The following is a 12,998-nucleotide window of genomic DNA, read 5'->3' on the forward strand; positions in this document are numbered from 1 at the left end:
AGTTTACTAAAATTAAAATCGATATTCATATAATCCGTCTTTTGGAATCATTAATGAAGTTTATAATTTTATCGCGTTCTAGAGACTGCTTTAAATCCAATTTAAATTAATTGCAGAGCAAATTTAGTATTTATTAAAATCTAATTTAAGTTTAACATCCAATAAAATCTAAAAAGCATTATCAATTGACTCCATTACTAGATCGAAATTTTAAGCGATTTAAGAGTGAATTCCTAACAAAACAAAGTTAGAGATAGATAATGCAAAAATTATTGAATAACAAAAGAAAATAAAAGATAGAATAATAAAATGCATACAAAACAAAAAAATCCCCATCAAATAAATGATGAGGATTCTTTAAAAAAAGGCGGCGACATACTCTCCCACAATACTGCAGTACCATCTGCGCAGGCGGGCTTAACTACTCTGTTCGGGATGGGAAGAGGTGAGCCCCGCCGCAATAACCACCTTAAGGTTTTTAGTTATGTTTTTTGGATTTTGGTTCAGAGTTTATTGTTTTTCAACTCCTCACTTATAACCCAAGAGTCATAACTGCCCGCGACGGGCAAATATTTTAACATACTGAGATAAAGAAAAGTAAATTTGTTTAGAAAGTTTCTTCCCTCCCGTCTTGCGGCGGGAGAGAAAAGGGTGTACATAAGCTTACGGATTATTAGTACTACTCGACTATGACATTACTGCCTTTACATCTATAGCCTATCAACGTGGTCATCTTCCACGATCCTTAAAAGAAATCTCATCTTGTGGTGGGTTTCGCGCTTATATGCTTTCAGCGCTTATCCCTTCCAAACGTAGCTACTCTGCGGTGCCCCTGGCGGGACAACAGATACACTAGAGGTTTGTCCAATTCGGTCCTCTCGTACTAGAATCAGATCCACTCAAATTTCTAACGCCCGCAGTAGATAGAGACCGAACTGTCTCACGACGTTCTGAACCCAGCTCGCGTGCCACTTTAATGGGCGAACAGCCCAACCCTTGGGACCTTCTCCAGCCCCAGGATGTGACGAGCCGACATCGAGGTGCCAAACCCCCCCGTCGATATGAGCTCTTGGGGGAGATCAGCCTGTTATCCCCGGCGTACCTTTTATCCTTTGAGCGATGGCCCTTCCATGCGGAACCACCGGATCACTATGCTCTACTTTCGTACCTGATCGACCTGTATGTCTCTCAGTCAAGCTCCCTTATGCCATTGCACTCTACGCACGGTTACCAAGCGTACTGAGGGAACCTTTAGAAGCCTCCGTTACTCTTTTGGAGGCGACCACCCCAGTCAAACTACCCACCAAGCAATGTCCCCCGCTTTTGCGGGGTTAGGCCTCAGATAAACAAAGGGTTGTATTTCAACAATGACTCCAAAGCGCCTGGCGACGCCCCTTCAAAGTCTCCAACCTATCCTACACATCATTTATCCAAGGTCAATACTAAGCTATAGTAAAGGTGCACAGGGTCTTTTCGTCCCACTGCGGGTAAACGGCATCTTCACCGTTACTACAATTTCACCGAGCTCATGGCTGAGACAGTGTCCAGATCGTTACACCATTCGTGCAGGTCGGAACTTACCCGACAAGGAATTTCGCTACCTTAGGACCGTTATAGTTACGGCCGCCGTTTACTGGGGCTTCAATTCAATGCTTCTCCGAAGATAACATCTCCTCTTAACCTTCCAGCACCGGGCAGGTGTCAGGCCCTATACTTCATCTTACGATTTTGCAGAGCCCTGTGTTTTTGATAAACAGTCGCCTGGACCTCTTCACTGCGGCCCCGATTGCTCGGGGCGACCTTTCTCCCGAAGTTACAGGTCTATTTTGCCTAATTCCTTAGCCATGAATCTCTCGAGCACCTTAGGATTCTCTCCTCAACTACCTGTGTCGGTTTACGGTACTGGTGCTTATTACCTGAAGTTTAGAGGTTTTTCTTGGAAGCCCTTAGGCGCACTATCTCTTTGTCCGAAGACTCCGAGTACTATCGTATTTCACCATTCTCTGCGGATTTGCCTGCAGAGAATATAGCTAGGTACTTTAACGAACTATTCCGTCAGTCCGCGGCGCTTTCATCACTCCGTCACCCCATCACAGTAATAAGCAGTACGGGAATATTAACCCGTTGGCCATCGACTGTCCCTTTCGGGTTCGCCTTAGGACCAGACTAACCCACAGCTGATTAGCATAGCTGTGGAAACCTTAGTTTTTCGGTGTGCGGGTTTCTCGCCCGCATTATCGTTACTTATGCCTACATTTTCTTTTCTGACCGGTCCAGCATACCTTACGATACACCTTCTGCCCTGTCAGAATGCTCCCCTACCACTTACAGTAAACTGTAAATCCATAGCTTCGGTAATATGCTTATGCCCGATTATTATCCATGCTCGTCCGCTCGACTAGTGAGCTGTTACGCACTCTTTAAATGAATGGCTGCTTCCAAGCCAACATCCTAGCTGTCTGGGCAGACAAACCTCGTTCTTTCAACTTAGCATATATTTGGGGACCTTAGCTGATGGTCTGGGTTCTTTCCCTCTCGGACTTGGACCTTAGCACCCAAGCCCTCACTGTTATCAATCATTATACAGCATTCGGAGTTTGTCAGGAATTGGTAGGCGGTGAAGCCCCCGCATCCAATCAGTAGCTCTACCTCTGTATAACTAAAATAACGCTGCACCTAAATGCATTTCGGGGAGTACGAGCTATTTCCGAGTTTGATTGGCCTTTCACCCCTACCCACAGGTCATCCGAAGACTTTTCAACGTCAACCGGTTCGGTCCTCCACTGTGTGTTACCACAGCTTCAACCTGCCCATGGGTAGATCACACGGTTTCGCGTCTAACACTACTGACTAAAGCGCCCTATTCAGACTCGCTTTCGCTGCGGATCCATGTCTTAAACACTTATCCTTGCCAGCAACGTTAACTCGTAGGCTCATTATGCAAAAGGCACGCCGTCACCCCACGAAAGGGCTCCGACCGCTTGTAAGCGTATGGTTTCAGGATCTATTTCACTCCGTTATTCACGGTTCTTTTCACCTTTCCCTCACGGTACTGGTTCACTATCGGTCTCTCAGGAGTATTTAGCCTTAGCGGATGGTCCCGCCAAATTCAGACAGGGTTTCACGTGCCCCGCCCTACTCAGGATACCGCTATCTATTATACTCGTTGCCCGTACGGGACTGTCACCCTCTATGGTGCCCCTTTCCAGAAGCTTCCGGTTCCTTGTACATAAAATACCGCGGTCCTACAACCCCGGCACTGCCGTAACAGCACCGGTTTGGGCTAATCCGCGTTCGCTCGCCACTACTTACGGAATCACTTTTGTTTTCTTCTCCTCCGCCTACTTAGATGTTTCAGTTCAGCGGGTTTGCCCACCTATCGGTGTGCTATGCCTTCAGCATAGCGGGTTGCCCCATTCAGGTATCTGCGGATCAGTCGGTGTGTGCCCGTCCCCGCAGCTTTTCGCAGCTTATCACGCCTTTCATCGCCTCTGAGAGCCTAGGCATCCCCCATACGCCCTTATTTTGCTTATTGTACCAGTCCTAAAATCAATTATGACCGTTTTTTTTTGTTTTTTACAATAAAATTGTAAAAAACGCTTTCTACTTTCTTATTATTTTCTTATCTCAATATGTCAATGAACTTTTGTCCTTTCGGACCTGTGGAGAATAACGGAGTCGAACCGTTGACCTCCTGCGTGCAAGGCAGGCGCTCTAGCCAGCTGAGCTAATCCCCCATTTTAAATCTTAGATTTTAGAATTCAGATTTTAGATTTCTTAATTCTTCTCTAATTTCCTTTGGTGAATCCCAGCTTCCAGAATTTCCTTTAATCAAGCTTACAGTCTTTTTTTATTCTGTCTTTTGTAATTTATAATTCATAATTTACAATTAACAATCTTAAAAAAGTAGTCCCGGGCAGACTCGAACTGCCGACCCCTACATTATCAGTGTAGTACTCTAACCAGCTGAGCTACGAGACTCTGTTTTACTTAATTTTCATTTCTTTTAAATTAACAGCAAGAGTAATACAATCTCCAATTCAGATACCTGCAGATAACCATCTTTTTTCCTCATCGTGCCTTTCAGCTAACAATTGAGGCTCTAGAAAGGAGGTGTTCCAGCCGCACCTTCCGGTACGGCTACCTTGTTACGACTTAGCCCTAGTTACCAGTTTTACCCTAGGCAGCTCCTTGCGGTCACCGACTTCAGGCACCCCCAGCTTCCATGGCTTGACGGGCGGTGTGTACAAGGCCCGGGAACGTATTCACCGGATCATGGCTGATATCCGATTACTAGCGATTCCAGCTTCACGGAGTCGAGTTGCAGACTCCGATCCGAACTGTGACCGGCTTTATAGATTCGCTCCTGGTCGCCCAGTGGCTGCTCTCTGTACCGGCCATTGTAGCACGTGTGTAGCCCAAGGCGTAAGGGCCGTGATGATTTGACGTCATCCCCACCTTCCTCACAGTTTGCACTGGCAGTCTTGTTAGAGTTCCCGACATGACTCGCTGGCAACTAACAACAGGGGTTGCGCTCGTTATAGGACTTAACCTGACACCTCACGGCACGAGCTGACGACAACCATGCAGCACCTTGTAAATTGTCTTGCGAAAGTTCTGTTTCCAAAACGGTCAATCTACATTTAAGCCTTGGTAAGGTTCCTCGCGTATCATCGAATTAAACCACATGCTCCACCGCTTGTGCGGGCCCCCGTCAATTCCTTTGAGTTTCATTCTTGCGAACGTACTCCCCAGGTGGGATACTTATCACTTTCGCTTAGCCACTGAGATCGCTCCCAACAGCTAGTATCCATCGTTTACGGCGTGGACTACCAGGGTATCTAATCCTGTTCGCTACCCACGCTTTCGTCCATCAGCGTCAATCCATTAGTAGTAACCTGCCTTCGCAATTGGTATTCCATGTAATCTCTAAGCATTTCACCGCTACACTACATATTCTAGTTACTTCCTAATAATTCAAGTCCAGCAGTATCAATGGCCGTTCCACCGTTGAGCGATGGGCTTTCACCACTGACTTACAAGACCGCCTACGGACCCTTTAAACCCAATGATTCCGGATAACGCTTGGATCCTCCGTATTACCGCGGCTGCTGGCACGGAGTTAGCCGATCCTTATTCTTACGATACCGTCAGGCTGATTCACGAATCAGTGTTTCTTCTCGTACAAAAGCAGTTTACAATCCATAGGACCGTCATCCTGCACGCGGCATGGCTGGATCAGGCTTGCGCCCATTGTCCAATATTCCTCACTGCTGCCTCCCGTAGGAGTCTGGTCCGTGTCTCAGTACCAGTGTGGGGGATCTCCCTCTCAGGACCCCTACCCATCGTTGCCTTGGTAAGCCGTTACCTTACCAACAAGCTAATGGGACGCATGCTCATCTTTCACCGTTGTGACTTTAATTACATCCCGATGCCGGGTCGTAATACTATGAGGTATTAATCCAAATTTCTCTGGGCTATCCCTCTGTGAAAGGCAGATTGCATACGCGTTACGCACCCGTGCGCCGGTCTCTAAATCCGAAGACTTATACCCCTCGACTTGCATGTGTTAAGCCTGCCGCTAGCGTTCATCCTGAGCCAGGATCAAACTCTTCATCGTATATTGTAATATTATATCGCGATGATCATCTATCGGTTCTTTTCGAATCTTACAATTCTATTACTCTTATTCTTTTGTTCTAACATCTCTGTTAAAACGGCTGTCAATTCAATATGTCTACGAACGTGTCTTCTTTATCATTCCGCCTGTATTTCAAAGCGGGTGCAAAACTAAAAATTCTTTTTGTTTCCTGCAAGAAAAAATTAAAGTTTTTTTTGAAATTTTTAATCTCTTTTTCTCTAATTCTTCTCTCAGTATCTCAAGGAACTTCCCGTATTTGCGGGGTGCAAATGTAATATCCGTTTTCCATTCCCACAAGCTTTTTCTAATCTTTTTTTGAAAATTTCTTTTCTCTTTTAATTAGTTTTTCCTGCCGGTATGTCTGTGAACATTGCGTTGTTGCGGGTGCAAAAGTACCACCTTTATTTACATCTGCAAGACTTTTTTTTATATAATTTCCATCTTTTTTGAAAGTTTTTCTTAACACACTGATAACTCTCCATTTACATTATCAGCTTTTTTGAGCCATTGTCAGTTTTTTCTTCTTACGGTTTGTATTTCCTCAATTTAACCCCAATTTTGCATTCCATTTTTGCAGAGTTTTTAGTTTTCAGCACCTTTTTCTGGCACTTTTTACTCGATGATCTATCAAAAATATTTCCAAGCGCTCAGCCTGACAGATGTTTTTTTTCTCTCTTATATATATATGTATAAAAAAAATAAACCCGACAGGTTTTAAGACCTATCGGGCTGTATGAATACTTTAATTTATAATTTAATCGAAACGAATCGCTTTTACTGGAGATATTTTGGTTATTATGTATGATGGTATTAATAATACCAAAAAACAAATAGCAATAGTTAGTAAATTCAATAAAAGTATATAAATCCAATTTAGATAAACTGGAGCTTGATTTACATAGTAATTTTCAGGATTAAGCTGAATTATTCCAAAGTGCTGCTGGATTAATAAAATTGAAATCCCAATTAAATTTCCCCAGAATAATCCGCGAAGGATTAAATAGAATGCATTGTAAAGAAATATTTTGCGAACTGTCCAATTATTTGCTCCCATCGATTTTAAAATTCCAATCATTTGAGTTCTCTCTAGAATAAGTACTAATAAAGCAACAACCATATTGATTGTAGCAACTAGAATCATTACTGCCAAGATGATTACGATATTGAAATCAAACAACTGAAGCCAATCAAAAATATAACTATACTTTTCTATAATGGTTTTGGTATCTAGATTCGAAGACGTCTGCTCATAAATCTGATCACCTGCAGATTTTATATCGTTAAAGTCTTTTACAAAAACTTCAAATGCTCCAATTTGATCCTCATTCCATTTATTGATTCTCTGAATATGACGAATATCTCCTATTATATATGTTGCATCGAAATCCTGGAATCCTGAATTAAATATGGCTGCGATTTTGAATCGACGACTATTAGGCAGTTTTCCTTGCTCTTCTTTAATAAAGAATGTATTGAATTGATCTCCTACTTTTAAATTTAATCGATCTGCCAGAAATCTAGAAATAATAACATCTTCATTTAATACTTTTGAAAAATCAGGTAGTTTTCCTTCTACAATGTATTCATTAATATTATTCCAATCATAATCGGCACCTACTCCTTTAAATACAATTCCTTCAAATGCATTTTCAGTTCTAATAATTCCTGCTTTACTTGCTATCGCTTGTATATGACTAACTTCTGGAACTGATTTAAAATTTGGATAAAAATCTTGTTTCTTTGAAATTGGAATTATAGTAACTTCAGAATTATTATTATCATAATTAGAAATTATAATCTGTCCGTTAAATGCCGAAACTTTATCACGGATTTTCTTCTGCAATCCTATTCCAGTTGCAACCGAAACAATCATCATAATAATTCCTATTGCAATTGCAGAAATAGCAATTTTTATTATGGGAGCTGAAATACTGCTTTTGTAGTTTTTGGCAGTAATAAGTCTTGTAGCTATAAAATATTCTAAATTCAAATTACAAATGTTTCTTTAATTATTACAACTATTCCTTTTTCAAAAGTACATCTTAAAAAGAGAAAACTAGATTCTCTTGAAAACAATTACCATTTTTTTTAATTCTACTACAACGGAATTTTCTTTTTCATCTCTTCTACTATATTAAATGCTGCTGGACAAATTTCAACGTTTTTTAATGTTAAGTGAGATATTTGATGAAACTTATTTCTATCAGTATGTGGAAATTCTCTACAGGCTTTTGGGCGAACATCATAAATCATACAATAGTTTTCGCTATCCAGAAAAGTACAAGGAACGCTTTGTAAAACATAATCTTTGTCTTCATCAATTCGAAGATATTGCTCAATAAACTGCTGTGGCTTTTGTCTTAAGTGTTTTGAGATACGCTCAATGTCAGCCAAAGTAAATAATGGGCCTGTTGTTTTACAACAATTAGCGCATTTCAAACAATCGGTTCTTTTAAATTCTGCATTGTGCAAATCCTGCATAATGTAATCTAAATTCTTCGGCTGTTTCTTTTTGAGCTTATCGAAATACTTTTTATTCTCGATATGCTTATCTTTGGCTAACTTACTTAAGTTATTTAAAATCTGTTTCAAGTTTAGAATTTAAAGTTGATATGCAAAATTAAACAACTTTAAACTTGAAACCTTAAACTTTGAAATAAAAACAATGAAAGATCTTTTTGGAAAAGCGATATTTGATTTCTATACCAATAATTCGCCTGAAGATATTATTACAGAAACTTCGATTTCTGAAGAAGATGAAATGAGCATTGAATATCTTTTTCGCTCTTATAATGAAATGCCATTAATTGAACAAAAAGCACTCCAGCTGGCAAAAGGAAAAACACTCGATGTGGGTTGCGGCGCAGGAAGCCATGCTCTCTCATTACAAAATGAACGTAATCTAGATGTAACTGCTATCGATATTTCGGAAAAAGCAATCGAAACTTGTCTTCTTAGAGGAATTAAAAATGCTAAAGTTGAAAACATTTTAGATTTTGAAGGTGAAAAATTTGATACCATTTTACTTCTAATGAACGGAACTGGAATTTTTGGTAAATTAAAGGACTGCAATAAATATCTTGGAAAATTAAAATCGCTTCTAAATCCTGGCGGACAAATTTTAATTGACAGCTCCGATATCATTTATATGTTTGATGAGGATGAAGATGGCGGTAAATGGATACCCTCTGAAAATGATTATTATGGAGAACTTGTTTTTAATTTAAGTTACAAAAACGAAAAAGAAGAAGCTTTTAATTGGTTATATTTAGATTATAACACACTTCAAAATGCTGCGATTGCGAATGGATTAAATTGTGAGCTGATTCTCGAAGGTGAACATTACGATTATTTAGCTAAACTTTCTATTTAAAAAATAAACCAATTAAAATATGACCGAATTAGATTTAGAAAAATTAAAATATCCGATTGGAAAATTTATAGCTCCTAATGATTACTCTGTAACATATCTTTCAGAAAAAATTGAAGAAATAGAAAGTTTCCCAAAGAGATTAGAAAATGAAACACTTCATTTAACCGACGAACAATTAGACACACCATATCGTCCAGACGGATGGACAGTGAGACAAGTTATTCATCATTGTGCAGAAAGTCATATGAATTGTTACATTCGAATTAAATGGGCTTTAACAGAAAACAATCCAGTGATTAAAGCTTATGATGAAGTTCTTTGGTCTGAATTGAATGACAATCTAACGATGCCAATACAGCCAACACTTGATTTATTAAAAGGACTTCATTTTAGATTAGCTTATATAATGAAAAATTTATCAGGATCTGATTTGGAGAAAACTTTTGTTCATCCTTCAGATAATTCAGAAAATAAAATCAAAAAGATTATCGGATCATATGCTTGGCATGGGAATCATCATTTAGCACATATTACAACTTTAAAAAAATATAAAAACTGGAAATAACACAAAATGTATATCATTTATACATTTGTTTACTTCATGTACACAAAAAGCCTCTTCATATGAAGAGGCTTTTTGTTATGGTATATTTAAATATTTATGTGTTTGCAATGAAACTCTCCATTTTGGATTATTCATAACATAGTCAACAATAAGAGGAGTCATTTCCTCTTTTTTACTCCATTCTGGCTGAAGGAATAGGATTGCATCATCATTTACTAGTTCTGCCTGCTCTTCCGCAAAGATAAAATCGTGCTTATTATAAATAATCACCTTTAATTCATGAGCGTTATCATACACAGTCTGAGTTGGTAATTTATTCTTTTTCGGAGAAAGACAGATCCAATCCCATGTTCCAGATAATTCAAAAGCGCCTGAAGTTTCTATATGAACTTTTAAGTTTTTTTCTTTTAAGCGTTCTGTCAAAAGCGTCATATCCCAAGATAAAGGCTCACCTCCAGTTACAACAACCGTATCAGCATATTTTGCTGCATTTTCAACAATTAAATCAATACTTGTTGGCGGATGAATTGCTGCATTCCAGCTTTCTTTTACATCACACCAATGACATCCCACATCACATCCTCCAATTCTAATAAAATAAGCAGCTCTGCCTGTATGCGCGCCTTCACCTTGAATGGTATAAAATTCCTCCATCAAAGGAAGCATTGCTCCTTTATTTACTTCTAATTGTATTTCTTTTGGTAACATTTTATTATTTTAAGAATGCAAAGATAGTCAATAATATACGGAACAAAAAAAACCGATAGTTTATTGAACTATCGGTTTTCTATTTATTTTAAAAAATCTAGATTATTTTAAAGATTTTATTGATTGTGCAGCGTAAGTATTTGCTGGATCTAAAACTAAAGTTTTATTAAAATACTCCAAAGCTTTTACTTTATCAGTATTTGCATAAGCAGCTCCGATTGCATTGTAAGCCTCAACGATTTTTTTAGCCGTTGCAGGTTTAGCCACTTCCTCTGCACCTTTTGCAGTAATTTTAGTTACGTATTCTTCATAGTTTTTAATAATCAAATCATCTTTGTCTAATGCACTATTGATTCTTCCTTTGTACAAATAAGCCTCATCGTATGTTGGAGACGCTTCAAGAACTTTATCAAACGTAGCATTTGCTTTTTCTAAAGCAACTTTATCACGGCTTTCTAGAGGTTTACCAGCATTACCATAGTAAACAGAAATTCCATAATAAACTGCATCATCCAAATAATTTTTAGATTCTTTATTATTTGCTCCCAGTTCAAAAATAGATGCTGCTTGATTATATTGTTTTTTACCAAACAATTCTTTTCCAAAATCAGCAAATTCCTCAACTACTAAAGGCTCTAATTCAATTGCTTTTTTAATATCAGCTAAACCAGCATCAAACGCAGCTTGATCAATTGTACCATCTGCAGCAGTTCCTTTTTTAATTTTTGCTAACCCTAAGTAGTAGTAATCTCTTCCAATTACTTTATTTCCTGGAGCTTTAATGAAATCCTCGATAGATTTTATAGCTACATCAACGTTACCATTTTCGTAAGCAGCATATCCTAAATATCTGTAAATTCTAGGATTAACTTTATCTTGTGCAATCATTTTGTTTGCAACAGTTTCTAACTGTTTGTAATCTTTCACTAAGATTAAGAAATCTGCATGACGCATTTTAGAATCTAGAGAATAATCAGTTAAACTTAAATATTTCTCGTAGTTTGTAATTGCATTTTGCAAATTAACTTTAGCAGTAGAAGGTTTGTTTCTTGCCCATTTGTAATACGTTTCAGCAAGTTCTCTGTAAACTGGTCCGTAATTAGCATCTAATGCAATAACTTCATTGAAAGATTTAATTGCCTCATCATATGATTTAGCACCTTTTAATAAAACTCCTAACTGCATTTTTGCTCTTAGTAAAGTATTGTCAGCTGTAAAAGCATCACGATAAGCTTTATAAGCATCATTTTGATTATTAGATCCATAATATGCATCACCAATAGCTAAAAGTGCTTGAGCATTTTGAGGATCAACTAGTAAAGCACGTTTTAAAACGTCAACAGCACTTTTATAATCAGGATTATCAGAATTCATGTAAGCTCTAGCGATATAAATAAACTCATTTACATCCTTTTTCTTCATGTCTTTAGTTGCTAAAGCAAAATTAGCCTGAGCTGCAGCTGCATTTTTAGCATCTAAATCTAATTGTCCTAAACCAATGTAGTTTAAGTTTTTCTTATCCGAAGCTTGTAATCCATTATTATAATAGATTTTAGCAGAGTCTACAACAGATTGATTTAAATAAACATTTCCTAAAACAAAATTTGCTTCACCATCTGAAGGTTTAGATTTGATGATTGATTTAAGGATTGTTTTTGCCTTATCAAATTGTTCTGCATCAATCGCTTTTTTTGCTTGGTTGATGTCTTGCGCTGTTGCCGCAGTCGCCGAAGCTACTAATGCAAGACTAAAAATTTTAAATTTATTCATCTTTATCGTAATTAATTTATTCGTTATCTTTTATAATTTCATTCCTTATTTTAAGTTTACGCCCAGGAGTCTTGTATGGCAATAATCCTGACTTCAAAACTATACGTTGACCAATATCTCCGGCTACAAATGAAGCAAATCCCATTCCTAAACCTGAATAGCCTTGACAATTGATAATAAACAAATCACGTGCCAAAGGATATTTCCCTAATGCTAAGTCATCTTGAGTCGGACTATAATATTTATCACTATTTAATCCTTTTACACTTAAAACATTTATTTTCTTGATGACCTCCGTCATATCAGGTGTCGGCTGATACAACCAGTTAACACCAATAACACCCACCATTCCCTCATTCTCAGAAACAAATTTGATTACTTCATTATTTGTTTTAAAAGAAAAAACTCCTGTCTTAGGAACTTCATTAACTTTCGCTAATTCTTTCATATAGCGAACTGTACTTGAATTAGGATTATCAAAAACTAATCCCTTGATTTTAGAATCTGGCTTTCCTTGTATAAAATCGATTACACTTTTCAACGCAATTAGTGTATCATTATTGTTTTTGCTGGAAATAAATGCAATCGCATCGTGCGCAAAAGGTGTGACACGCGGATTAATTTTGCTTTTTTCAAAACGAGCTTTTTCTTCTCTTGTTAAATCTCTGGTCGTTATCGCGACTTTAGCTTTTTGATTCAACAAATCATTTATTACTTCTGCTTCTGACTTTGGTTTAACTGTAATTTTTGCCTCATAGTAAGTGCCTTCAAAAACAGCCACCTGATCGTCTACTATTTGTTTAACTGTTTCATCGACAGCAACATCAAGCGATCCTTTTAAAATGGTTTCTTTTTCAGCTTCACTCTTGTTTTTTTGGTTACACATGGCAAACAAAAAGACAAAAATAATCAAACCTAAAGCCTTACTATATTTCAACATA

7 protein-coding genes, 2 tRNA genes and 3 rRNA genes are annotated in these 12,998 nt (G+C 37.9%); 2 read left to right on the forward strand and 10 right to left on the reverse strand.

Annotated elements, in window-relative coordinates:
* Nucleotides 1-362: 362 nt before the first annotated feature.
* The 7 genes from rrf to QE431_RS19705 form a co-directional block, all read right to left on the reverse strand.
* Nucleotides 363-472 (reverse strand): 5S ribosomal RNA (rrf, locus tag QE431_RS19675).
* A gap of 181 nt (nucleotides 473-653) precedes the next feature.
* Nucleotides 654-3,535: ribosomal RNA gene (locus tag QE431_RS19680) — 23S ribosomal RNA — on the reverse strand.
* A gap of 128 nt (nucleotides 3,536-3,663) precedes the next feature.
* Nucleotides 3,664-3,737: transfer RNA gene (locus QE431_RS19685), tRNA-Ala, on the reverse strand.
* 170 nt (nucleotides 3,738-3,907) lie between these two features.
* Nucleotides 3,908-3,981: transfer RNA gene (locus QE431_RS19690), tRNA-Ile, on the reverse strand.
* Between the two features lie 125 nt (nucleotides 3,982-4,106).
* A 16S ribosomal RNA gene (locus tag QE431_RS19695) occupies nucleotides 4,107-5,620 on the reverse strand.
* Together the 16S, 23S and 5S rRNA genes with 2 tRNA genes alongside form the textbook arrangement of a ribosomal RNA operon.
* 775 nt (nucleotides 5,621-6,395) lie before the next feature.
* Nucleotides 6,396-7,631, reverse strand: coding sequence for an ABC transporter permease (locus QE431_RS19700; RefSeq protein ID WP_307299582.1), 1,236 nt, complete (start codon nucleotides 7,629-7,631; stop codon nucleotides 6,396-6,398).
* Between the two features lie 107 nt (nucleotides 7,632-7,738).
* Nucleotides 7,739-8,233, reverse strand: coding sequence for a YkgJ family cysteine cluster protein (locus tag QE431_RS19705; protein WP_057115050.1), 495 nt, complete (start codon nucleotides 8,231-8,233; stop codon nucleotides 7,739-7,741).
* Nucleotides 8,234-8,306: 73 nt separating this feature from the next.
* Here QE431_RS19705 and QE431_RS19710 point away from each other — a divergent pair, with 73 nt between their 5' ends.
* Nucleotides 8,307-9,014, forward strand: a complete 708-nt coding sequence (locus QE431_RS19710; RefSeq protein ID WP_307299584.1) for a bifunctional 2-polyprenyl-6-hydroxyphenol methylase/3-demethylubiquinol 3-O-methyltransferase UbiG — start codon at nucleotides 8,307-8,309, stop codon at nucleotides 9,012-9,014.
* 19 nt (nucleotides 9,015-9,033) lie between these two features.
* Nucleotides 9,034-9,579, forward strand: a complete 546-nt coding sequence (locus tag QE431_RS19715) for a YfiT family bacillithiol transferase (protein WP_307299585.1) — start codon at nucleotides 9,034-9,036, stop codon at nucleotides 9,577-9,579.
* Nucleotides 9,580-9,654: 75 nt separating this feature from the next.
* On the opposite strand, the gene QE431_RS19720 is transcribed toward QE431_RS19715, so the two are convergent.
* The 3 genes from QE431_RS19720 to QE431_RS19730 all read right to left on the reverse strand — a co-directional run bounded on the left by QE431_RS19720 (nucleotide 9,655) and on the right by QE431_RS19730 (nucleotide 12,997).
* Nucleotides 9,655-10,287 (reverse strand): 7-carboxy-7-deazaguanine synthase QueE, encoded by a 633-nt coding sequence (locus QE431_RS19720; RefSeq protein WP_057115053.1) that lies wholly within the window; start codon nucleotides 10,285-10,287, stop codon nucleotides 9,655-9,657.
* Nucleotides 10,288-10,389: 102 nt separating this feature from the next.
* Entirely contained in the window at nucleotides 10,390-12,057 is a 1,668-nt protein-coding gene (locus QE431_RS19725) for a tetratricopeptide repeat protein (RefSeq protein ID WP_134142572.1), read from the reverse strand.
* Between the two features lie 16 nt (nucleotides 12,058-12,073).
* A complete protein-coding gene (locus tag QE431_RS19730; RefSeq protein WP_057115055.1) occupies nucleotides 12,074-12,997 on the reverse strand; it encodes a PstS family phosphate ABC transporter substrate-binding protein in 924 nt (307 codons plus the stop codon).
* Nucleotide 12,998: the final 1 nt, after the last annotated feature.

The organism is Flavobacterium sp. SORGH_AS_0622 (genome assembly GCF_030818825.1).
In the GTDB taxonomy this organism is placed as follows: domain Bacteria; phylum Bacteroidota; class Bacteroidia; order Flavobacteriales; family Flavobacteriaceae; genus Flavobacterium.